Source organism: Luteibacter sp. RCC_6_2 (assembly GCF_041360655.1).
In the GTDB taxonomy this organism is placed as follows: Bacteria; Pseudomonadota; Gammaproteobacteria; order Xanthomonadales; family Rhodanobacteraceae; genus Luteibacter.
This window is the reverse complement of sequence record NZ_JBFUPQ010000004.1, coordinates 280445-304075: the sequence shown is the minus strand read 5'-3', so window position 1 is coordinate 304075 and position 23631 is coordinate 280445. Positions and strand designations below refer to the sequence as shown.

18 protein-coding genes are annotated in these 23631 nt (G+C 64.8%); 7 read left to right on the top strand and 11 right to left on the bottom strand.

The window, feature by feature from the left end; genetic code table 11:
• Positions 1 to 2: 2 nt before the first annotated feature.
• Positions 3 to 836 (bottom strand): DUF2167 domain-containing protein, encoded by an 834-nt coding sequence (locus tag AB6730_RS06215; RefSeq protein WP_371022781.1) that lies wholly within the window; start codon positions 834 to 836, stop codon positions 3 to 5.
• Positions 837 to 966: 130 nt separating this feature from the next.
• On the opposite strand from AB6730_RS06215, the gene AB6730_RS06210 reads away from it, so the two are divergent.
• A complete protein-coding gene (locus tag AB6730_RS06210) occupies positions 967 to 1878 on the top strand; it encodes a hypothetical protein (RefSeq protein WP_371022780.1) in 912 nt (303 codons plus the stop codon).
• On the opposite strand, the gene AB6730_RS06205 is transcribed toward AB6730_RS06210, so the two are convergent.
• Entirely contained in the window at positions 1858 to 2697 is an 840-nt protein-coding gene (locus tag AB6730_RS06205) for a methyltransferase domain-containing protein (protein ID WP_371022779.1), read from the bottom strand. The genes AB6730_RS06210 and AB6730_RS06205 overlap by 21 nt on opposite strands.
• A 118-nt stretch (positions 2698 to 2815) precedes the next feature.
• On the opposite strand from AB6730_RS06205, the gene AB6730_RS06200 reads away from it, so the two are divergent.
• The gene (locus tag AB6730_RS06200; protein ID WP_371022778.1) at positions 2816 to 4618 is read left to right on the top strand and encodes a glycoside hydrolase family 97 catalytic domain-containing protein; all 1803 of its coding nucleotides are present in this window, start codon (positions 2816 to 2818) and stop codon (positions 4616 to 4618) included.
• On the opposite strand, the gene AB6730_RS06195 is transcribed toward AB6730_RS06200, so the two are convergent.
• The 4 genes from AB6730_RS06195 to xth form a co-directional block, all read right to left on the bottom strand.
• Positions 4615 to 7650 carry a two-component regulator propeller domain-containing protein gene (locus AB6730_RS06195; protein ID WP_371022777.1) on the bottom strand — a complete coding sequence of 1012 codons (3036 nt, stop codon included), beginning with the start codon at positions 7648 to 7650 and terminating at the stop codon, positions 4615 to 4617. The two genes, AB6730_RS06200 and AB6730_RS06195, sit on opposite strands and share 4 nt — an antisense overlap.
• A 48-nt stretch (positions 7651 to 7698) precedes the next feature.
• Positions 7699 to 8556 carry an alpha/beta hydrolase gene (locus AB6730_RS06190; RefSeq protein ID WP_371022776.1) on the bottom strand — a complete coding sequence of 286 codons (858 nt, stop codon included), beginning with the start codon at positions 8554 to 8556 and terminating at the stop codon, positions 7699 to 7701.
• Positions 8553 to 10721, bottom strand: a complete 2169-nt coding sequence (locus tag AB6730_RS06185; RefSeq protein ID WP_371022775.1) for an ATP-binding protein — start codon at positions 10719 to 10721, stop codon at positions 8553 to 8555. Before AB6730_RS06185 ends, AB6730_RS06190 begins: the two co-directional genes overlap by 4 nt.
• A gap of 104 nt (positions 10722 to 10825) precedes the next feature.
• Positions 10826 to 11653, bottom strand: coding sequence for an exodeoxyribonuclease III (xth, locus tag AB6730_RS06180; protein WP_371022774.1), 828 nt, complete (start codon positions 11651 to 11653; stop codon positions 10826 to 10828).
• A gap of 490 nt (positions 11654 to 12143) precedes the next feature.
• Between xth and AB6730_RS06175 the strand changes: the two genes are divergently transcribed.
• Positions 12144 to 15176, top strand: coding sequence for a TonB-dependent receptor plug domain-containing protein (locus AB6730_RS06175; RefSeq protein WP_371022773.1), 3033 nt, complete (start codon positions 12144 to 12146; stop codon positions 15174 to 15176).
• A gap of 155 nt (positions 15177 to 15331) precedes the next feature.
• Here the strand turns inward: AB6730_RS06175 and AB6730_RS06170 are convergent, their stop codons facing one another.
• From AB6730_RS06170 to AB6730_RS06155, 4 genes are all read right to left on the bottom strand, one after another.
• Entirely contained in the window at positions 15332 to 16876 is a 1545-nt protein-coding gene (locus AB6730_RS06170; RefSeq protein WP_371022772.1) for an XVIPCD domain-containing protein, read from the bottom strand.
• A gap of 25 nt (positions 16877 to 16901) precedes the next feature.
• The gene (locus tag AB6730_RS06165; protein ID WP_371022771.1) at positions 16902 to 17345 is read right to left on the bottom strand and encodes a lysozyme inhibitor LprI family protein; all 444 of its coding nucleotides are present in this window, start codon (positions 17343 to 17345) and stop codon (positions 16902 to 16904) included.
• A gap of 106 nt (positions 17346 to 17451) precedes the next feature.
• The gene (locus AB6730_RS06160; protein WP_371022770.1) at positions 17452 to 17769 is read right to left on the bottom strand and encodes a hypothetical protein; all 318 of its coding nucleotides are present in this window, start codon (positions 17767 to 17769) and stop codon (positions 17452 to 17454) included.
• 428 nt (positions 17770 to 18197) lie between these two features.
• On the bottom strand, positions 18198 to 18590 hold the full coding sequence (locus AB6730_RS06155) for a hypothetical protein (protein WP_371022769.1): 393 nt from the start codon (positions 18588 to 18590) through the stop codon (positions 18198 to 18200).
• A gap of 231 nt (positions 18591 to 18821) precedes the next feature.
• On the opposite strand from AB6730_RS06155, the gene AB6730_RS06150 reads away from it, so the two are divergent.
• Positions 18822 to 19598 carry a ferredoxin--NADP reductase gene (locus tag AB6730_RS06150; protein WP_371022768.1) on the top strand — a complete coding sequence of 259 codons (777 nt, stop codon included), beginning with the start codon at positions 18822 to 18824 and terminating at the stop codon, positions 19596 to 19598.
• Positions 19599 to 19613: 15 nt separating this feature from the next.
• Here AB6730_RS06150 and AB6730_RS06145 read toward each other — a convergent pair whose 3' ends face one another.
• Complete coding sequence (locus tag AB6730_RS06145) at positions 19614 to 20264, bottom strand: serine/threonine protein kinase (protein ID WP_371022814.1); 651 nt, start codon at positions 20262 to 20264, stop codon at positions 19614 to 19616.
• A gap of 93 nt (positions 20265 to 20357) precedes the next feature.
• On the opposite strand from AB6730_RS06145, the gene AB6730_RS06140 reads away from it, so the two are divergent.
• The 3 genes from AB6730_RS06140 to AB6730_RS06130 all read left to right on the top strand — a co-directional run bounded on the left by AB6730_RS06140 (position 20358) and on the right by AB6730_RS06130 (position 23458).
• The gene (locus tag AB6730_RS06140; protein WP_371022767.1) at positions 20358 to 21128 is read left to right on the top strand and encodes a DUF3298 domain-containing protein; all 771 of its coding nucleotides are present in this window, start codon (positions 20358 to 20360) and stop codon (positions 21126 to 21128) included.
• A complete protein-coding gene (locus AB6730_RS06135) occupies positions 21128 to 21610 on the top strand; it encodes a DUF456 domain-containing protein (RefSeq protein WP_371022766.1) in 483 nt (160 codons plus the stop codon). The genes AB6730_RS06140 and AB6730_RS06135 overlap by 1 nt, the downstream gene beginning before the upstream one ends.
• Positions 21611 to 21682: 72 nt before the next feature.
• Positions 21683 to 23458, top strand: a complete 1776-nt coding sequence (locus AB6730_RS06130) for a DUF885 domain-containing protein (protein ID WP_371022765.1) — start codon at positions 21683 to 21685, stop codon at positions 23456 to 23458.
• Positions 23459 to 23631: the final 173 nt, after the last annotated feature.

The following is a 23631-nucleotide window of genomic DNA, read 5'->3' as shown; positions in this document are numbered from 1 at the left end:
GTTTACGACTTGCGCCCGAACAGGCGCTTGATCGCGCCGCCGACCGCGGCGAGACCGATGAGGATGAACTTCCAGGCCGCGGCGAAGAACGTGGCTATCACGGCGAAGAATCCCTTCTTGGCCGCCACCGCGGCAACGCCTCCGGTGATCAGCGCGGCGAGGCCGTACTCCGCCACGCGATCGCCCGCGTGGAAATCGGTATAGGCCTGGCCCGGCGTGAACGCGAAACCATCCAGCGTACCCTTGAAATCCGCGACTGACGCGTTGAGCGATTCGGGGTCCGACACCAGCACCACGTTCATGACGCCACCGCGACCGAGGATGCGCGCGTTGTAGTTCACCACTTCCGTCTGCGACTTGTCGTTGCGCGCCAGGAACGACCAGGCCAACGACTTGAACTGCGTGTCGTACTGCGGCGGGTTCTTCCAGCCAACGAGGGTCAGCGTGTCCCATCCGCGCGAGCGACGTTCCTTGTTGCTCTCCTCGGTACCTTCCTTGACGGACTTCAGGATGTCGTCGGGGTCGAGCTTCTCATCGTCCTTGACGTAGCCGATGTCGTCGTAGTCGAAGAAGGCGGTCCAACGCATGTCGGTCGGCGCGAGCGTGTACGTGTCGGTCTCGTCCGGCGGATTCTCCATCAGCACGTTGAGCCGCTTCGTGCCTTCCGGATCGAGAAAAGCATAGCCATCCGGCACCTCGATCGTGGCTTGCGGACCCACCTGCACTTTGGCCGGTCCGAACTGCCATGGCAGGTCCGAAAGCGCCGATGCATGCGACATGGATATGAACAGCGACAAGGCGACGAAGGTCGCCCACTTCCTTGCCAAACCCTTCATGGTTATCCCCTGGTAGGTCGCAACCCCCTGCCGCGACCGGGCGAGTTTGGGACCGGGGAAAACCATCGTCAAGGCAAGCCCCGGATGACGGGGTGGTAGGATCGGCGGGCTCGTCGAACGAGGACACGCCATGCCGCAATCCTCCGCCCTGTCCCAGCGTGGCCAGTTCCGTGCCATGTACATGGGCCTTAAGAGCCAGCATGCGCTCGAACACACCCCCGTGATCCTCTGCGAGGGTGACTCCTGGTTTTCCACGCCACTGGCGATGAACCTGCTCGACTGGATCGTGTCTCCCGCGCCGGAAGACGAGGCGCGTGGCGTGCCGCAATTCGGCAAGGGCGGCCTGTTCTTCCGGGTGGAACGCAGCGGCGACCAGGCGGCTCCGCAAACCGCCCATCCCGGGCGATCGATGTTCACCAAGGACAATGTCGACGATCTCATCGGCTGGTTCACCCGCTATCGGTTCGATGCCGTGTTGCTGAGCGCCGGGGGCAACGACTTCGTCGATACATGGCTGCACGATGCCCTGGCGGGGCGGCGTGGCCTGAGCGCCAGCCAGGCGTTCGATGCCATCGTCGCCACCGGCCGTTACGAACAGGTACGCGAGGCTTACGCGTTCTTCGTCGGGGCATTCCATGAAGCACGGCCGGATGTGCCGATCATCGCGCACACATACGACTATCCGCGGCGCATCGGCAGCGCGGCCGAGCTCGGCTTGCGCAACCTCGGTGCCGCCGCCTTGCTGAAGAAATCGGTCGGCCCGTGGATCGGGCCGAACATCGAGACCGTGATCGATGGCGGCATCGATGCATGGCGCGAGTTCACCCGCCACCTGATCGACGGCTTCGTCGAGCGCGTACTCGAGCCGGTCAAACGCAACGCCGCTTTTGGCGGCATGTTCGACTACGTGGACCTGCGCGGGCAATTGACCAGCGACGCCCAGTGGAACGACGAGATGCATCCCACCGAGGCGGGATTCCACCAACTCGCGGGCGTCTTCCGCGAAAAACTGATAAGCAGGCTACCCCTCGCCAAGCGCTGAGCGGAATACCACGATACGCTCGGCCGTCTGGGGATCAGGGTCCTCGCTATGGAGCCACGGCATCCGCGCGAAGGTGCGCGAACAGGGGCCGAGCGTGACCACGCGGATCGGTCGCCGCCGGGCCTCGCGTTCGATGTTGGCCACGACATCGCGCAGCACGCTGCCGATGAAGGGCGTGAACAGATAGAAGACGGTCGCTTCCGACAAGTCGGCGTCGCGCGCGTCGCCGACGCGCATATGCACGTCGGCCAGACCCAGCCGCGCTGCCGCCTCCGCCGCCCGTTCGACGTAGACGGGCTCGCGTTCCACGCCGAGCGTGCGCGCGCCCGTGAGGATCGCCACCAGGATCGGCACGTGTCCCATGCCCGCGCCGAGGTCCAGCACGACATCGCCGGCCGTGATGCCCGCACGCGCCACGCCATCGATGATGTGCCTTGCCGGGCTCGGTTGATAGAAAACCATCTCCGCCGGCAAGACGCGTGGAACCGCCGGCTCCTCCAGCGCGAGCACACCCGCGACGACATGGTCCAGCACATCGTAATGCTGCCCCGAGGGAAAGCCGACATCGAGCCATGCCGCCAACGCGGCACGTCCTTCGCCGCGACGGATCGCCTCCCGGATCGAAGAGAAACCTTCGGCATCGAGCTTTTCCATGGCATCGAGGAGCCGCACCGCACGCTCGCGCCACGCGGGATCGTCCGCGCCGATGAGGAGCAGGTCGAGGCGGTCGGCGGCTTCGGCGCGCCACAGGAAGGCGGCAGGGTCGCGCCACGCCTGCTCCTGTTCGAGCAGCACGACGGTGGAGGCCAGCGATTCCATGGAACGGTGTGTCTCCTCACAGTTTGCCCAAGGATGCCTTGAGTACGGGGGTGTCGTGTGGAATCCTCGGCGGCGGACCGTCATGCACATGCCTTCCGCAGCCGACAGGAACCGCCGGATGAAGCCCGTACGCCGTTCGTTCGTCCCTCGCCGCATCGCCGCCATGCTCGCCGCGTGCTTCTGTTTCCCTGCCTTGGCGAGCCCACCGCTGGCGACGCTGGTATTTCGCGACGGCGGCCGGCCGGTGCTCACCATCACCGATCCCCATGGCCTCGCCCTCGTCGACGAGACCCTCGGCCTCCGCACCACGGAAGCGGATCTCACCCATGACCTGCGCCTTGTCGGTACCACGCAGCGACAGCTCACCGAGCGCTATCGCATGACCGTCGGCAAGCGCCTGGAACGCAACGCCAATCTTTCCGAAACCCGGTATGCCTTGCAGAACGACAAGGGACAGAAGCTCGACATCGTCGTGCGCGTCGCCAACGATGGCGTGGCATTCCGCTATGAAATTCCAGGAACGACGCGGGCGACGGTGACCGGCGAGGCCACCGCGTTCGCCGTTCCCCCGACGGCGAAAGCCTGGCTGCTTCCCTATAACCCGCAGTATGAAAAAGAGCGCATCGAGACCACCGCGGGAAGTGCCGCACCGGGCGATTACGGCTATCCCTCGCTGTTCCAGGTCGGCGATAACTACGTGCTGGTCACCGAAGCCAACGCCGATGGCCGCTACGACGGCAGCCGCCTTACGCATGCGGCGAACAGCGGCACATATGCCTTGACCCTCGCCGACGCCCGCGTGGAAAGCACCGGTGTCACGCCATGGCGCACGGTGATCGCCGGCGACCTCGCCACCGTCACGGAGTCCACGCTGGTCGACGACCTCGCCGATCCGGCACGCTTCGCCGATACCTCGTGGATTCGCCCGGGCAAGGTCGCCTGGTCGTGGCTGAGCGGGCACGACAGCCCTTCGAACGCCGAACGGCAGAAGGCGTATGTGGACTTCGCCACGCGCAACCGCATCCCCTATGTGCTGGTCGACGAAGGCTGGAGCGAGAGTTGGGTGCCGGCCCTGGTCCGCTACGCGAACGCGAAGCATGTCGACATCCTGCTCTGGTTCCACTGGTCGAAGCTCGACACGCCCGCCAAGCGCATGGCGGAGCTCACGCGGGTGAAGGGCTGGGGCGTGAAGGGAGTGAAGGTCGACTTCATGGAGTCCGACTCGCAGGCGCGCTATCGCTGGTACGACGACACCCTCGCGGACACGGCCAAACTGCACCTCATGGTGAACTTCCATGGCGCGACGATTCCCCATGGCCTCGCCCGTACGTGGCCGCACCTGATGACCATGGAAGGCGTACGTGGCGCGGAGAACGATCCGCCGGCGGCCGGCAACACCATCCAACCGTATACGCGCAATGTCGTCGGTTCCATGGACTACACCCCGGTGGCGTTCGATGCGGGCCGCAAGGAAGCCTCGATCGCGCATGAGGTGGCGTTGCCTATCGTCTTCGAGTCAGGCTGGACGCACCTCGCCGACATGCCGGAAGCCTACCAGCGCCGGCCGCAAGCCCTCGCCTTCCTCGACCAGGTTCCCACCGTATGGGACGAGACGAAGCTCCTCGGCGGCACGCCGGGGCAGGATGCGATCTTCGCCCGCCGTAGCGGCGACCGCTGGTTCATCGGCGCGATCTCGGCCGGGCCCGCGCGCCGGCTCAGCGTGCCGCTGGCGTCCCTGGGCGTCGGGCCGTGGCACGCCGACATCGTTCGTGACGGCATCGGCCGGGGCGATGTGGCCCGCACGGCAGAGAACGTCACGGCCGATGGCACGCTCTCGTTCGAGGTCTCCGCGAACGGTGGGTTCGCCGCGATCCTGTGCCCGCTGGCCAAGGGACAGTTCGCGAACGGCTGTTACCGCTAGCGCAACCTGTCCAAGGCCCGGCGCAGCCATCCCGCACGATGCGGGAACGCCAGCGCAACGGGCAGGCGCACGCACACCTCCGTGCCGCCGTCCAGGCGCGAGGCGATCGAGACCAGCGCGCCGATGGCGGCGGCGCGCTCGCGGATGCCACGCAGGCCCCAATGGCCATCGCGACCGTCGCGGAGCACCGCTTCGTCGATCCCCCGGCCGTCGTCGCGGATCGAAAGCACCAGTTCGGTGTCTTCGACCCTGAGCTCCACGTCGACCCGGCTCCCCTCCGCGTGGGTGACGGCGTTGTGCACGGCTTCGCGGGCGATGCCATACAACTCGTCGCGGACCAGTTCGCCCAGGTCACGCAGGTCGCCATAGGTGGTCACGACCACGGGCACCGTGTGTTCCGCCGCGTAAGCCGACGACAGGGCCCGCAGCGCCGCATCGATATGGGCCGACTCCCCCGCGTGGGCGCGCAGGTCGCGCACGCGGTCGCGTGCCTCCACCAGCGCTTCGTCGGCACGGTCCAGTGCGCGTTCCATCTCTCCACGCAGGGGCTCTTCAGGCGGCACGCGGTTGGCGATGGCCTGGAAGCGCATCGTCAGTCCCTGGATGCTCTGCAACAAGGTGTCGTGCAGTTCCCGGGCGATGCGTTCGCGTTCCGCATGCCGCTCCTGCAAGCGCGCGCGCAGTTGCGAGGCCATGCTGCGCAGGCGCAGGAAGAAGGCCAGCCAGGCAAGAAGCACGACCGCGAGCAGGCAGAGCAGGAAGAACCACGGCATCTGGTAGAACGCACGCGCCACGCCGACCTCGATCGACGCGCCTTCCTCGTTGACCACGCCATCTTCGTTCGCCGCGGTGACACGGAACACGTATTGGCCCGGCGGTGGGTCGGTGTAGATGGCCTCGCGCTCGTTTCCCGCGTCACGCCAGCGCGTGTCGAGGCCTTCCATGCGATAGCGGAAGCGCACGCGTTCGGGCACGCTCAGGCTCGTGGCCGTGAACGCGATCCGCAGCCGCTCGGTGTGCGCGGGCAGGTCGATGCGAGGGCCCGCGGGCCACGTGCCGATATCCGTGGAAACGGAACGAATGGATACCGGCGGGGCCAGGGCATTGCGGGGCACGTTCGCGGGATCGATGGAAACGATGCCGCTCGTGGTGGCGAACCATAGCCGGCCATCGTCGGCCACGACAGCGGTGGGTAGCGGCCTGAATTGCGCGGGCGTGCCCGGCAAGCCGTCGAGCGAATCGAACAAGGTGCCCGGGAGCCGGTAGTCCGGATCTTCCAATGCACGCGCCATGTCGGCCGCGGCTATCCGGACGACGCCCTGCGCGGCGTTGGCCCAGAAGTCCCCACGATGATCGCGGACCAGGCCGGAGACACCGCGCAGCGGATCGTCCGCCATCGCGATCATCCTCGCCCGGCCTGCGACGACGACGCCGATGCCGAGTTCGCCACCGACCCATACGGCCTCGCCGTCTTCCAGCAGCGCCGTGACATTGCCTACCGCCAACCCTTCACCCGAGCCGATCACGACGTCCCCGCCTTGCGCGCGTACGAGGATGTTGTTGCGGGCGAATCCCATCCACAGCCGCCCATGGTGGTCGTTCATCAGGACCAGGGGGGCCGAGTCGACGGGGACAGCCGGCAGCGGATCGTGTTCCCAGCCGCCTTCGGTGAAGTGAAAGATGCCGGGCCGGTTGACCGACGCCCAGGCACCGCCCTTGCCATCGCCCACCACCGCCTGCACACCGGAGTAATCCGGATAGGGCAAGGGAGCGAACGGCTCGGGTTTGCCCTCGTGCAGGCGCCAGAGGCCGCCGGGACCACCGAGCCAGATGCCGTCGGCATCGCGGCTGGCGGCGGTGATCGCTTCGGTCAATCCAATCGGTTCGATGCCGTTCGCGTCGACCCGGCTGAGTGGCCGGCTCTTGGTGCCGACCCAGACGCCATGGTTCTTCGCCGCCACCATGGCGAAATCCGTGGCGCCGGAAGGAAGCATCGCCGGCAGCAGGCGACTTACCCGAAAACGGTCGAGTCCCCGGCTGCCACCCACCCAGACATTGCCTTCGCGATCCTGGATCACGCTGCTGGCGTAATCGGAACTGAGCCCGTCGCGCTCCAGGAAACGTTGCGCCTCCGCACTTTCCGCGCCGATCACACGATGGGGAAGATCGCGTACCCGGGGTACGCGGCGGATGCCATCGCCCAATGTCGGCATCCACAACGCGCCGTCGCGGTCGAACAGCAAGCCCGCCGACGACAGTTTCAGCACGGGACCGGCTTCGGAAGGATCGGCCCCGCCCGCCCACGCGGGACGCACGCCGCCATCGGCCTCGGCGACCCAGATCGAACCATCGGCGGCCTCGGCGATGCGGTTCACCCGCCCGACCTCGCGCGTCGCCACTTCGAAGCGGCGACCGTCACGCGGCAACCAGGCCAGCGCGTCTTCGGTCGCCACCCACAGGCGACCTTCGCGATCCACGAACAGGTTGCGGGCGCGCACGCCCGGCAAGCCCATCGAAGGACCCACCGACATCCAGCGTCCGTGATCGAGGCGGACAAGGCCATTGAAGGTCGCCGCCCAGATGTTGCCGTCGGGGGTGCCGCCGATGGCATAAAGCGTTCCCGTCGGCAGGCCGGACGATGCCGCGTAATGCGTGGCGCGGTCCCCGTCGACGAAACTCGCCACGCCATAGCGGAACCCGACCCACAGGCCGCCGGAGGGGGGCGCATAGAGGGATGCCACGCTGGACGCCTGGAAATCTCCGCCCTGGCGTGGGCGATAGCGTTCGAAGCGCACGCCATCGAAGCGGTAAAGGCCGGTTTGCGTACCCAACCATAGATAACCGTCGCGTGTCTGCGCCAGGGCCGTGACCTGGCCCGGCGCGCCTTCGCGAACCGTCCACGCCGTGTGGTAGAACTGGCCGATATCGCGATCGCGGCTATCCGCTGCCAGGCTGTCGCTGGCGAACGCCAGCCCGCCGGCAACCGCCAGCCAGACAAACACCCACGCAGCGATCGCGCGTTGGAAACGCACCGGGTCGACCTCCTTCGGAACGGGCAAAGATAGCGCGTCCGCGGCCCGTCAGTGCGCGACGCCCATATCGCGCAGGAAGGCCAGCGAATCGGCGAGCACCCGTGCGGCGGCGGGGGAACGCTCGGGTGAGGCGAGCACGTGCGCGGCGTGATCGTAAGCCACCAGCCTGCGCCGCGATGGCGCGGTGCCCAGCCAGGTGAACGCCTCGCGCATCGCCGCCACCGACGTGAGCGTATCCCGATCACCCTCCCCGCCGTCCCATACGCCGAAGAACACCGGGCAAACGATCGAACCCAGGCGCTCCGGCCGCATCCACTCGATGAAGAGCCGCGCGATGGCGCGGTAGCCGTCGGAATGGACCACGGACGACCAGTAGCGCCGCTGGAATGGCGACCTCTCCCCCGGCGGCACCACGGCGCCTTGCAGCAAGACCGCCGCGCGCAACTGCTCGGGATCGTGCACGCGGATACCCGGCGACCAGGCCACCACGGCCGCGACGGCATCCGGGCGGCGCACCGCCAGGTCGAGGGCGAGCGAGGCACCCATCGACGTGCACACGAGCACGATCTTTTCGCCCAGGCGCAAGCCGATCTCCAGCGCCGCGTCGGCGTCCTCGCGCCAGCGTTCCGGCGAAGCGCCGGCCATGGCCTCGGGTTCGTCCGTGCCATGTCCGGTGAGGCGATCGAGGAAGAGATGGGCCGCACAGGCGTGGGCGATCGTACGATGTGCCGGCGCCCCCTCCGCCTGGCTGGCGGTGAAACCGTGCAGGTAGACGACCGACAGTGGCAGGCGCTCGTGCGGCACGCCTGCGCCAAACACGATGCGTGCCTCGTTGTCGGGCTTGATACCCGCTACCTGGCGCTCCCTCTCCTCGATGTCGCTGGCCAGCTCATCCAGTGTCGTCACGCGTCGGCCGCCACGCCCGCCTGCTGCCGCTGGATCTCCACGAAGCGCCGTACCGACCGCCCCAGCGCGTCGACCTCGGCGACGGCTGCACGCATGTCGCCACCAGCGTCGACGATCACGGCGATGTCGTCGCATACGCGGCCGGCGCCGGGTACGCCCAGGTTGCCCAGCACGTTGCGCAAGGCATGGACCGCCTCGGACGCCCCGGCGATATCGTGCGAGGCGATCGCGGCGCGAAGCGCGTCCAGGTGATGGCCGGTGGTATGGGCGCAGAGATCGACGAAGTTGGCGAACTCGTCCTGGCTGCTGAGTGCGCGCATCTCATCCAGCGGTGTGCCCGTATTACCACGCCCATCCGCGGGTGAATCGATCACCGGCTGCCAATGCCGCACGGCATGTTCGAGCTCGCGCTCCTCCGCCACGGCTTCGATCACATCCAGCAGGCGTTGCGCCGCGATCGGTTTCGTCAGGTAAGCCCGCGCACCCGCCCTGAAGGCGATGCGCACGGCGTCGTGGCTGGAATCCGCGCTGAGCATCACGATCGGCGGCACGCTGCCCGTGCGCCGGGCGACCTCGATGCGGCCAAGCACGTCCCAACCGGAACTGCCGGGCATGTGCAGATCCATGAAGATCAGGTCGACGCCTTCGTTGGCCAGGCGCGACAGGGCTTCATCGCCACTGGCACTGAACACGGGAAGATGACCGGCGCGCTCCAGGATGCGCCCCACGATCTCGCGATTGGCGGCATTGTCGTCCACCACCAGGCAGCGCAGCGGAGCGACCCGCCCCCTGTGGTCGTCGAGCAGGTCCACCAGTGGCGTGTCGGCCACGCTGCGTGCCCCGGCGGCCGCGCGAGGCAAGCTGAAGCGCCAGCTGAAGACCGTACCGCCCATGGGGTTATCGCCCACGTCCAGGCTGCCCTGCATTTGCTCGGAGACGTTGCGCACGATGTAGAGACCCAGCCCGACTCCCTCCTGGCGCCGGCTCTCGCCCGCGCTCAACTGATGGAAGGGATCGAAGATCCGCTGCTTGTCGCTGTCGGCGATGCCGATACCGGTGTCCGTCACGGTGCAGACGATGGTCGGATCGCGACCCGCCATGCCTTCCAGCAGTTCCACGCGCACGTCGACCGACCCTCCGGGCGGCGTGAACTTCAACGCATTGGAGGCGAGGTTGGAGAGCACCTGCTCGATGCGCCCCGGGTCGCCCGCGAACACGCCCTCGACCGAGGCGTCCCGCGACAGGCTGAAGGCGATCCGCTTCTCGGCCGCGTAGGGACGGCAAACCGCTCCCACCGTGGCCAACACCTCGTCGAAAGCGAAAGCCTGGTGACGCAGGTTGAAGCTACCGCCGGCGAAGGACGCGACATCCAGCACGGCGTTCACCCGGTGCAGCAAGGCATTGGCGTTGGTGGAAAGCAAGGCCACCAGGCGGCGCTGATCGTCATTCATGGCCGAGGTGTCGAGCAACGACGCGGCATGTATGACCGTGCCCAGCGGCGTCCGCATCTCATGGCTCATCATCGAGATAAAGCGGTGCTGCGCTTCGCGCGAAGCGATCGCTTCCGCCGACACTTCGCGCAACGCGTCCATCATGCGGTAGAGCGTCATCGGCAGCACGATCACCAGCGCCAGGGCATATAACGCATAAGCTGGTCGGGCGATCCAGAAACCATCCGGGGCCACCACGGCCAGGATGGCCACCGACGCAGCCACACTGGCGGCGAAGGCCCAACGGCTGTAACGCACGCCCAGGGCCACGGAGAGGAAGGGCAGCACGGGGGTCAGCGTGATGAGCAACATGAACGCCGACTTGAGCAGGACGGCGACCATGACGAAGTTGGCGACGCCCCCGACGGCGTCGATCGCCACGTTCTGGCGCAACGACCCCGCCCGGATGCCAAGCATCCAGAAGGTACTGAGCACGAACAAGGCGGCGGCGACGGGGACCACGCGGTGGGCCTCGACCGCCATGGGCGCGGGGCCCTGGAGCCAGGCGGCGGACCAGATGACGACGAAACCGAGGACCACCGTGCGCATCAGCGAGACGTGATACTCGCGGAAGCTCGCCACGATGCGATCGATACGCGGGTTATGCAACCGCTCGGCGACCTCACTGAGCATCACCGGTTCGGCGCGCTTGCCGCTACCGCCATCGATCTTCATGCTCGATTGGTCCACCTCCCCCAATAGCCGCCTAGTCTATGAACTCTGTCGCCGCTGGCAAGTGCGGCGTGGGATTCACCTTCGTGAAAACGTTTCCAGCCGCGCTATGCGGGCTTCCGGGCGGTCGCCGTCTTCTTCGCCGCCGCGCGCTTCCGGGCGGGTTTCCCCAGTTCGACCCACACCGGGGCGTGATCGCTGGCCTTCGGCAGATCGCGGACCCAGCGGTCGACGTTGGCGTCCTTGAGCCGCTTGGCCAGGTCCGGCGACAGCAGCAGATGGTCGATGCGCAGCCCCCTGTCGCGTGGCCAATGCTGGCGAAAATAATCCCAGAACGTGTAGATGCGTTCGTCCGGATGGATAGCGCGCAAGGCATCCGTCCAGCCCTGCGCCAGCAACCGTGCATAGGCTTCACGGCTTTCCGGCTGTAACAGGGCGTCGCGGCGCCAGCCCTTCGGGTCGTAGATGTCCTCGTCGGTGGGCACCACGTTGTAGTCGCCCGCCAGCACCACGGGCTGCCCACTGCCGAGCAGCCCCTTGGCATGACGGATGAAGCGCTCGAACCATGCCAGCTTGTACTCGAACTTCGGGCCGGGCCACGGATTGCCATTGGGGAGATAGAGGCAGCCGACCAGGACGCCGTGCGCCGCCACCTCGAGGTAACGGCTCTGCGTGTCTTTTTCATCGCCCGGCAGCCCCCGGCGGCTTTCCACCGGGTCCACACCCTTCGCCAGGACGGCCACTCCATTCCATGAGGCCTGGCCCGCCCAGAGCGCACCGTACCCGGCATCGTTGATCGCCCCGATGGGAAATCCCGTGTCCACCGCCTTCAGTTCCTGCAGGTACGCGATATCGGGCGATTCCCTCTCGAGCCACTCGATCAGGTGGGGGAGACGAGAGCGGATGCCATTGACATTATAGGTCGCGATCTTCATTCGTCGGAATGTCGGTCAGGCCGGGTGGATGATGGGTGACGACCGGCCGGGAGGGGACGACCGCAAGAACTTGGCACGAGATTTGCCTCGATCCAAACCCACTCCCCGAATCCGGTGCGGGAAGGGAGTTCCCGAGGGTCGCCGCGTAAATTTTTACGCGGCATGCCGGCGCCGTCCAGGCACGTTTCCGGCAAGGTTTTTCGAACGCATAAAACTCCACAAATCCCCATAGTTACCTCGTTTTCTGCTGCGCCGCGACATCGTGTTTGGACGGCTGGACGGCTATCCCATGGAGTGTTTTGGCTGCTAGACAACGCAGCCGACGTGCTGTAAACCGTCGGCTTGACCCATTTGGATCGAGGCAAATGGGGAGTGCAGCAATGGAGCGCGGGAGGGGTCTTCGAGACTCCACATCTCAGCGCCGGGCGGGGGCCCGGCGTCACGGTCCCGTGCTGTCTTCATTTTTTTGGCATCACTTTCCGGGGAAGGCATGAAGAAGCAGTTTCTCTCTCGCAGGAGCGCACTCGCACTGGCGGTATGTACCTGCCTGGGCGGCGTTTCGAGCGTTTACGCGCAGTCCACTACGGGCGCACTCAATGGCTCCGTTCCGGCGGGCGGCAACGAAACCATCGTGATTGAAAGTGGCACCGGCTTCCGCCGCGAAGTGCCGGTGGACGAGCGTGGCCGCTACTCAATCGCGCAGTTGCCCCTTGGCACCTACACCGTGAGCCTCCTTCGCGACGGCACCACCGTCGATACCCGGAGAGATGTGGCTCTTCGTGTCGGTGCCAGCACGGATGTTTCCTTCAACGCCCCTCCGGCTACCGCAGGCAGCGCCAGCGATGCAACCAGTCTGCAGGGCGTGACCGTCACCGGCACCGCATTACCTAATATCGACGTGACTTCAGTGGACTCGCGTACGGTCATCACCTCGGAGCAACTCGCAAAGCTGCCGTTAGGCCGCACGGCCGAGGCAATCGCCCGACTGGCGCCCGGCGTGGTCAACAATGGTGGTGGCTTCACCAGCGATACCGGCCGCTCCGTCGCCAGCTTCGGCGGCGCCGCAGCCAACGAGAATGCTTATTACATCAACGGCTTCAATACCACCGACCCCCTCAACGCCGTCGGCGGCCTGCAACTTCCCTACGGTGCTATCGACCAGCAAGAGGTATACACCGGCGGCTATAGCGCTCAGTACGGCCGCTCCGATGGCGGCGTGATCAGTCAGGTCGGTAAACGCGGCACCAACGAATGGCACTTCGGCGCCCAGCTTCTCTGGGAGCCTGCCTGGGCGCGCGCCAGCAATGACGATCTGCACTATGCCCGAGTGCCCTCGTCGGCCCCAGCGGGAAATCTCTACCAACCGAAGAGCCAGAACGATCGCTGGACCACCACGGTCAGTGCGTACGCCGGCGGCCCGCTGATCAAGGACAAGCTGTTCTTCTTTGTGGCAGGCGAGTTCGAGAAACAAGGCCAACGCAACGTCAATTCCGTCGGCAGCAACACGCCCTCATCCACCAACGATTACAAGTCGCCGCGCTGGTACGCCAAGCTCGATTGGAACATCAACGACAGCAACATCCTCGAACTGACCAGTGCGGGCGACAAGCGCGAAGGTTCGGGCACGCGTTACAACTACGATTACGTCAATCTCAACCGAACCAGCACCATCGGCCCGGTGGACGACACCAAGACCGGTGGCGACCTGTGGGTGGCCAAGTACACGAGCTACATCACCGACAACCTGACGGTGAGTGCCATGTACGGCAAGATGAACACGAAGAACTACGACCAGCCAGGCAATTATGATCCCACCCTGGTACGTGTCGACAGTTCGCAGAATCAGAATCCGGCACTCAATGGTGGGTCTGCGATTCGCAACAACCAGGTCGACGATATCAGCGCGCCAGGCCGCGGCAACAAAGCCACCAATTTCCGCTTCGACGTCGCCTACACGCTGGGCGACCACACGATCTCCGTGGGTATCGACAACGTGAAGTCGAAGGCCGTGGAATTCGGCACGCACAGCCCCGGCCCTGGCTATACCTGGAACTACGGGCAGCAAGATGATCCGACGCAACCGATTTCGGATGCGCCAGGCATCAACTTCGTTCCTGGTACCGCCGGCTTCGCGAACGGCGCAGACGGCTATTACGTCAGCCGTAACGTCGTGAACAACCTGGTCAACGTGCGGTCGGACCAGAAAGCGCAGTACATCGAGGACAAATGGCAGATCAGCGATACATGGCTGCTCTCTCTCGGCCTGCGCAACGACCAGTTCACCGACTACAACCAGTTCGGCCAGGAATTCATCACGCAAACCAAGCCGCAGTGGGCGCCACGCCTGGGCGCATCGTGGGACGTTAACGGCGACGGTTCGTTCAAGGTATTCGCCAATGCCGGCCGCTATTACCTGGGCCTGCCACTCAACCCTGCCACGGGCGCTGCGGCCGGTTATACCTCCACGCAGCAGTACTACACGTACTCGGGCATCGATTCGACTGGCGCTCCCACGGGACTCACCCAGATCAGCGGACCTGTGTCAGCAAACAATTCGTATGGCATACCACCCGACCCGCGTACCGTCGCCGGCAAGAACCTGAAGGCGGAGCACCAGGACGAATTCATCCTCGGCTTCGACAAGTCCTTCGGCGATCACTGGGTGTACGGCGCCAAGGCTACCCAGCGCATCCTGCGCAGCGCCATCGACGACTTCTGCGACGTCGCCCTGGTGACCGACAAAGCGGAGGCACTTGGATATACCGTCGGCTCGACCAACAGTTGCTACCTGGTGAATGGCGGCGCGTCCAATACCTTTACGCTGCTCGACCCGAACGGCAATGCGTTCGAAGTACCGCTCAGCCGCAAGGAAATCGGTTTCCCCGCACTGAAGCGTCGCTACTACAGCCTCGAAACGTTCATCGAGCACAGCTTCGATGGCGTGTGGTACGGCAAACTCGACTACGTGTTCTCGCGCAGCTACGGCAATACCGAGGGCCAGGCTCGTACCGACACGCGCCAGAGCGGCGCAGCCGGCAGCGTCGACTGGGACAACAAGTATGTCATGGAGTATTCGAACGGTCCGCAGGGTAACGACCATACACATGTTGTCAAGGCATACGGTTACTGGCAGTTCCTGCCGGAATGGCAGCTGTCGGGCAATCTGCAGGCCATTTCCGGAGCCCCCGAAGTCTGTACCGGCTACTACGGTCCGAACCATACCGACCCAGTGTCTTACGGCAGTTCGTACCGCTGGTGCGATGGACAGCCCTCGCCTCCGGGTAGCCACGGCCGCCTGCCTTGGACTTTCCAGCTCGATCTCGGCGTGACCTATCGTCCGTCCTGGGGCGGCCAAAAGCTTGCCTTCTCGGCCAACGTCTTCAACGTGTTGAACCAGCAGCGTGCGACGTTCCGTTCCCCAGCCAGCGAAGGCCCGGCTAACACGCTCAATACGACCTATCGCGTACCGCTCTACACCCAGGACCCTCGCTACGGCCGCCTCGCGGTGACCTACGACTTCTAAACGAAGAACCCAGATCCCTGTGTGACACTTGCGCCCCCTCCGGATGCCGGCAACTCCCCGGCCGCCATCCGGAGACCGGGCGCCCTTTTTTTGGATTCCTTGTGGAAGATCGCGCTGCACGTCTCTCGCAGCATGCTGACCGAATAGCTTGACCACTAGCGCACCATTGAGGGTCCTGAGACGGTCCGCGATTGACTCTCCGCCTGAGCTCGTTCTTGTGACCGCTGCTGGATCAGCACCTGCTCCTGCTCGTAGGCCCGGAACTGTTCCATAGCATCCGGCCACTTTGCCGCAGTTTGGTCCAGTGGCGTGGTCGCGTCGGCGGTCGGGACCTTCGTTTGAAGATCAAAGATGTGATCGGTTCGCCCAGGCGGCGTCTGTCTCGCCCAGAGTGCAGATCCATCCTTGGAAAGAGCGATCTGATCAATTCGGTCCATACCGTCTGCACGTGCCTGGACGGCCAATGCCGACGCGATGTTGTCGGTGTAATGATCTGGTGCTCGGCCAAGCGTCTTGTCGAGTTCCACAACATGGCCGCGCACGTGTTGAAAAAACTCGTGGTCGGGGTGTCTCGAATCATTTAGCCTGAGTATCGACTCCGACGAGTTGGACGCGCCTTTGAATCGAACTGCGTCATAGACGGCCGATGCACCGCGCCCAATGCCAGAGGAACCAGGTTCTTCGGCCCCCACCCGCCGAACCAACATGCGCAACTGATCATCCCCGTCATCGTGGGCACGTCCATCGACGCGGCACGTTAATGATGGTTGCGCTTCGTTACGCAACGACTCCATGCCAAGGTCGCGGGAGGTAATCTGGGCTCCGATGCGCTCCTGCGTTAGCGGACTAGCCTGACCATGAGGATAAAGTCCATTCGAGGACTGGAAGTCCTTGAGCGCCTCTTCCGTCGATTTCCCAAAGTCACCGTCCGCTTCGATGAATTTGCCACTTTTTGAATGAAATCCAAGATCAGCCAGCTTTTCCTGGAGCACGGCAACACGCTCGCCAGATGACCCGATGCGAAGCGGAGATATCTCCCGATGCAGCGCGATGATCTCGGCATGACTCATAGGCATACCAGTATCGGCGAGCGCGACGAGGGCATGCTTCTCCGTAACTATTCGCGTTTCGATACCAGGGGTGTTCGGCATCGAGTTCCTAAAGTCTGTCAGTACATGGCGTAGCTTGGAGTCCTGAACAGCAGTGACGATCTGAGCGTCGGTAAGATCGTCAAGACGATACGCCTCGCCATGGGTTTCGCGGAGTCCGCGGATAACCACGTTCGCTCCGCGGCTTCCGCCACCGTACTGAACAGATGTGCTCCAGACCATGTCCTGGACCGCAGGCCCACGTGCGTGCACATCGACGCCTGCGCGAGTCAGGCCTTTCATCAGGGGCTGGTAGTGGGTCCGTTCTATATATTCGTGCTGATCGGCCCCGAAAGCAGGATCTTCGGCTGCTATCGTCTTCCAGGTGTCGATGAAGGACGAAGAGTTCACCTTCATGTCTTTGAAGCGCGACCCGTACGAAGATGTACGCACATAGTCTGCCAACGTCCCAACCGAACTGGATAGCTGGTAGGTGCCGTATGACCGCCCTCCGTGATCACCAACTCCGGACGATACCGTACCCGGGCCGCGCCCCTGACTCTCGAACCATAGTGATGTATTGCCAAGCTTCCATTCGTTCTGTTCCATCATTTACTTCTCCTTCCTTTGTCCCGTTCTACTTGATCTTCCGTGACTCCAGTTCGGTTGCTCGCTTCGCCGTTTCCGTAACGACACAACTGGCCGAGTCGATGATGTCACCCTGCCCTGGGCTTTCCGGCACAGCGCAGCGCTTCTCCTTCGCGACAATCCATCCCCGCTCTTCATTCCTAAGCACGATGCGCTCAGAAGCGGAGGCGGTAGACATCAGACGTTTATAGACAGCATTCAGACGCTTATCCTGATAAGCAAACTCCGCGTCGATGCAGTCCTGCATGCCTGGAGTGGCACCACCAGAAGCATCAAGGCAATGCTGGTAGGAAGCGCGAAGTTTCAAGGATGCACTGAATTCATCCAGGCCATAAGGCGCGGGCACCGCCCTCTGCGCTCTTGTTGCCGGCACTACTACAAGAGCTGTAGTGACAATGATCGAGCTAAAGCACATCTTCGTGACCGCTCGCATCGTTCGATCTCCCTATCTGGCACACGAGTCTACCCAGCGAACTACGAGCTCGACAAGTTAACGAGAAGTTACCCCCAAGTTCGAGGTGGTCATACGTCTCGTGATCTCAGTCGACGTCTCGCACTTCCACACCAACTCGCCCTCCGTGAAGGAGTTGAACTTCCTCCCACGACATCCGCGCATGCGCCTGTGCCGTGCATTGCACGCCCATGTTCGTCAGTGCCGCTATGGCCTCCAATGAAAGCGCCATGCGACGACAGTCGACTGCATCGGATTCATGCACGAGATCGGCGAGAAATTCGGAAAGACCACGCGCGTATTGCAGCCACTCGATGGCACCGTTCAGGAGGTCATGTGGTGTCGCGTCGGGATCGAGCGGATCGTTGGCGCGACGAAGCGTGCTCTTGCCTTCGGATAAAGACATGGAGAATTCCTTGAATGTTGCCGCACCCTCGTCCAGGTGCGGCACGCCACACAGCGCAGCGTGCCGCGGATCAAACGGACTCGCAGGTTCAGCGGCTGCCCGAGACCGGGCGCCGGGGCGGATTGATTGATGAAGTGGATGCGGCGTCAGCCTGTTTCAGTAGCCCACGCAGGCGCTTGCCCAGGGATGCGGCCAAGAAACATCTCAGATAAATGGCTGAAACCGAGGTTCTTCAACCGTGTCTGCGAGGTCGGCAGACGGCCCGGTGACCGTTGGGGATGTCGCCGGGGGGATTCGGCGGGCGAGCGGGTTCGGCAGTTGAGCAGTTGAGGCAAGCACCCATCGCCGACAGGGTCGGCTCCCACCGGAGCCAAGTCATCAGAGATTTTCGAGGGGCCGCCGCCATCGAAAATGTCGCGAAGAACTTTCTATCGAGCCTCGCCCGAGGCCGCGACCACCATCTCGATGTAGCCGAGGATATCGCTCACCGGGATCTCGAAGATGCCCGCGTCACCGTTGTCGTAGGCCTGGCGCCAGACACCGTATCCGTCGCGCCAGCTTTCGTCCGTATCGGCGTCGCCTGCCAACGCGATCAGGCTCGCATCGAGCGTGGCCTGGGATACGGCGGCGTGGTTCATGGCACGCTGCATACCTCCCGGCACCCGGTGGTTGCGCAGCTTCACGTCCAGGATCGAGACGTGGAAAACCCGGCCATCTTCCGGTTCATGGTCGATGTGGCGGATTGCCACGCGCGACGCCTCCTCGCCCGGACGGGTGCGGTAGGTCCAGGACTGGCCCGCGGCGTAGTCGGGTTTGGGCACCGGGTTTTCTCCTGCTGGGCGGCCCCGCATCTTAGACCAGGGCGCGTTCAGGCGCCCGCAGGGCGGCCCCCGCCGGTTTGATTTAAACTTACGCCCCATGGGCGCGCACCTACGCGGGTGCGACGCCATGCGCGAGGCAGCGCGGCCCCAGGGCCGCTTCCCCAGCCGATCCCCAGGCTACGCGCACGGCGCGATGGCCCGTCCTTTTCGTTTTTCGAGGTTCAAGCAACCATGGTGGCACTGGCGACCGAGCACGTCATCGACGTGCACCACTGGAATGACAGTCTTTTCAGTTTCCGCACCACCCGCGATCCCGGTTTCCGGTTCGAGAGCGGCCATTTCGTGATGATCGGGCTGGAGGTCGACGGCCGGCCGCTGATGCGTGCCTATTCGATCGCTAGCGCGCATTACGAAGAGCACCTGGAGTTCTTCAGCATCAAGGTGCAGGACGGCCCGCTCACGTCCCGGCTCCAGCACCTGAAGCCCGGCGATCCCATCATCGTCAGCCGCAAGCCGACCGGCACCCTGGTCCTCAACGACCTCAAGCCGGGCAAGCGGCTGTACCTGCTGGGTACCGGCACCGGCCTGGCCCCCTTCCTCTCGATCATCCGCGACCCGGAGACCTACGAGCGCTTCGACAAGATCGTGCTTGCCCATGGCGCTCGCCACGTGGACGATCTGGCCTACTCCGGCTACATCGAGAACGAGCTGCCCAACCACGAGTACCTGGGCGACCTGGTGCGCGAGAAGCTCGTCTACTATCCCACGGTGACCCGCGAGGAATTCCGCAATCGTGGCCGCATCACGGATGCCATCGCCGACGGCGAACTGGCTCGCGCCACCGGCCTGCCCCAGCTGAATCCCGTGGAGGATCGCGTGATGCTCTGTGGCAGCCCGTCGATGCTCGAGGACATCTGCGTCCTGTTGGACGGTGAGGGCTTCCAGGCATCGCCGCGTACCCGCGAACCCGGCGACTATGTCATCGAGCGGGCGTTCGTCGAGAAATAAGGGCGCGAGGCAGGCTCAACGGCGAATGCGCCCCTGCCCTTCGTTATCCCAGTAACCGAAGATCCGCCGCGCGATCAGTTTGTACAGGCGCTTTCCGGTGGCACGCCACAGCCGGGAATGCGCCGCCGGGCGCGCGAGCATCGCGTGTTGCCGCGCCGAAAGACGGTCCGCCGCATAAGTGCGCTTGTGCTTGAGCAGGTGGCGCAGGTCTTCGCGGGCCAGCAGGCGGAACAGCGGGCCGCGCCTCCCCCGGGTCCAGGCGATCTGGAAATCCACCAGGCCCGGCGAGCCATCCTCGCGGACGAGCCAGTTCGGCTCCTTGGCCAGGTCGTTATGAACGATGCCCCGCCGGTGCAGCACGGCCAGCAGGCGCAAGGCGTCACGGTAATAAGCCGCGTCGAGCGGCTTGCCCAACTGCATCGGCTGGCCCGCCATGTAGCTGCGCTCCAGCACGCGGCCGTCCCATGCGAGCAGGCGCGGCACGCCGTCGATGCCATCCAGCCGGGTCAACGCACGCGCCTCGCGGGCGGCTGCGCGGCGGGCGAACCAGCGGGCCCACCAGCGGGCGGCACCGATGTCGCGACGGATCAGGAACACGCCGTCGCGCTCCACGCGTTCGATGCGGCCAAGCTCATCGGCCTTGAGCAGGGTGACGGACTCCGTCATCGCGGTATGCACGCTGGTCCTTCGGTTCGTTGACGCGCTCTCCGCTAACGGGGAGCTACGGTAAGATGCGATCCTCGCAGGGAGAGACGCAACATGCTGGTGCGACACATCCTGTCGCTGGTCTTCGCCACGGCCGGGCTCGTGGCCTGCCGCGACGGCGCCGACCGGACGAACGACGGGGATACGCCACCGCCCGCAAAGGCGAACGTGGCCAAGGATACCCAATCCGGAAGGGAGGGCCTGTACACGATGGAACTGAAACTCCCGGAGTTGCCACCAAAAGCGGCACCGTTGCGCGGCGCCATCGACCGCTACGTGGAGCGGCAAAAGGAATCGTTCCTCGCCAGCCTCGATGCGCCCGGCGCCAAGGCCCGGGCGCGCGAACTGCCCTGGGACCTCAACCTGGACATTGCCGTGGCGGCCCGTACCGACCGCTTCATCAACGTGCAGGTCGACGGCTCGGCCTTCACCGGTGGCGCCCATCCCGCGCCCATCGTCGACAGTTTCACCTATGACCTCGACGACCAGCGGGTCGTGGGAATAAACGATCTCTTCGCCGATCCGCACGCCGCCGAGAATGCCTTCGCCGCGGAAGCTCGCCGCCAGTTGCTCACGGCGCTGGACGACCAGGACGAACCGCTCGCCTCCGACAGCGAGCAAATCGACGAAGGCACGGCGCCGGGCAAGGACCACTATCGGGTGTTCAGCCTGCTCACCGGGCCGGACGACAAGGTGCATGGCCTCACCTTCATCTTTCCGCCTTACCAGGTGGCTTCCTACGCCGCTGGCCCCCAGGCGGTCGACGTGCCCAGCGAGTCGTTTTCGGCATACCTGAAGCCGGAGTACCGAGAGGCCTTCCGTTGATGGAGGTCGTCCTCTACCTGCTCGCCGCCGCGTTGATCGTCGGTGGCGTGGTGGGTGCCGTCCTGCCGGTGCTGCCCGGCATCCCCATGATCTTCGGCGGCATCTGGCTGGCCGCCGCCGTGGACGAGTACCAGCACCTCGGCTGGGGCTGGCTGGTGGCGATCGGCATCGTGGGCGCGGTCGGCATCGCGCTGGATTTCGTCTCGGCGTCGCTCGGCGCGAAACGGATCGGCGCCAGCCCGCGCGCCTTGTGGGGCGCGGGCATCGGGACCACCGTGGGGATGTTCTTCGGCATTCCCGGCTTGTTGATTGGCCCCTTTGCCGGCGCGGTGATCGGCGAGCTATGGTCGGGTACCAGCATCCTCCGCTCGGCCCACGTGGGCATCGGCACCTGGATCGGCATGCTGGTGGGCATCCTCGCCAAGGTGGTGATCTCCTTCCTCATGATCGGCATGGCCGGGCTCGCGCTGCTCTTCAGCTGATCGGCCATCAGGCACATTGGCGCGCGCCGTCCGCAGAAGCTAGTCTCGCCGGACTTCACTGGGGAGATACGCATGTTCCGACGACTCATCCTCGCCACTGCCGTGACCTTCGCCATCGGCGGCCTGCACGCGGAAACGGCGCAACCCGCCTGGATCGCCCGCAGCAACGCCGACGCGCAGGCGCTGCTGGATGTCACCGCCCGCTTCAGTCCCGAATCCGCCACCGACATCGGCCTCAAGGGTTTCGATGAAAAGACGGTGGACCTGGGGCCCGACGTCGACAAGCGCCAGCGCGCCGCCCTGGTCGACGTACGCACGAAGGTGAACAAGCGCCTCGCCGAGGAGAAGGACCCCAATGTGAAGCAGGATCTTCAGATTCTGCTCAAGCAGATCGACGGCAACATCAAGGGCATCGACCTCAACGACAAGTACCTCCTGCCGTGGTTCGACGCCGGGCAGATCGTCTTCAGCGGTGAGTTCTCCTTGCTCAACGCCGAAAGCACGCCGGAACAGAACAAGGCCGCCCTCGGACGCCTGAAATGCTACGTCGGCATAACGGCCGGCTGCACGGCCCTGGTCGACCAGGCACGCGCCCGCACCACGGAAAAACTGGGTGACAAGGCCCTGCTCGGTCCCGTGAAGGCCGATGTCGAGCAGAAGCTCGGCAACACGCAACGGTACGTCGACGGCATCCGCAAGCTGTTCGCCGAGAAGAAGATCGCCGGCTCCGACGAGGCGATGGCGAAGCTGGACCAGCAGTTGAAGGACTACAACGCCTGGGTGAAGAAGGTGGTGCTTCCGCATGCGCGCACGGATTTCCGCCTGCCCGAGCCGCTGTACGCCTATAACCTCGAGCAGGTCGGCCTCGACATCTCGCCGCACGACCTAATCGACCGCGCGCAGCTGGAGTTCATGGAAACGACCTATGCGCTGCAGATGCTCGCGCCTGTCGTCGCGAAGGCGGAAGGTCTGCCCAACGGCGATTATCGCGATGTTCTCAAGGCATTGAAGAAGAAGCAGCTCGCGAAGGACAAGGTCGAGCCGACCTACCACGACGTCATCGGCAAGATCGAAGAGACCATCCGCCAGCAGCGCATCGTCGAGCTGCCGAAGCGCCAGATGGCCATGCGCCTCGCTTCCGAAGCCGAGAACGCGCGCACGCCGGCACCGCATATGGACCCGCCGCCTTTCGTCGGCAACACCGGTCAACGCGGCACCTTCGTGCTCACCACGGGCAATCCGCCGGCCGATGGCGACAAGACGCAGATGTACGACGACTTCACCTTCGAAGCCGCCGCATGGACGCTCACCGCGCACGAAGGCCGTCCCGGCCACGAACTGCAGTTCGCGGCGATGGTCGAGCAGGGCGTGTCGTTGACCCGCAGCCTGTTCGCCTTCAACAGCGTGAACGTGGAAGGCTGGGCGCTCTACGCCGAAGCGGAAATGATGCCGTATGAACCACCCGCGGGGCAGTTCATCGCGTTGCAGTTCCGCCTGCTGCGTGCAGCGCGCGCCTTCCTCGACCCGATGCTCAACCTCGGCATGATCGACCGCGACCGGGCACGCGAGATCCTCGTGCACGACGTGGGCTTGTCCGAGCCGATGGCGCGGCAGGAACTCGATCGCTACACGCTCAACTCACCGGGCCAGGCCACCGCGTATTTCTACGGCTACACGCGCATCCTGCAGCTGCGCGCGGAAACGCAGACCAAGCTGGGCGATCGCTTCGACCGCAAGGCGTTCAACGATTTCCTGATCGCCCAGGGTCTGCTGCCACCGGACCTGCTGGCCGAAGCCGTGCGCACGCGCTTCATTCCGGAGCAGGAGAAGAAGGCGAAGAAGAGCTGAGCCCTCGAACTGTGTGGGAGCCGGCCCGAAAGCATCGCCGACAGGGTCGGCTCCCACCACACCGACGATATCCTGGTAGGAGCTGATCCTTCTCGCGATCGCCTGGTGGGAGCCGACCTTGTCGGCGATCCCGCGGCAGCGGGCCAGGTCACGGCAAGCACCCATCGCCGCTG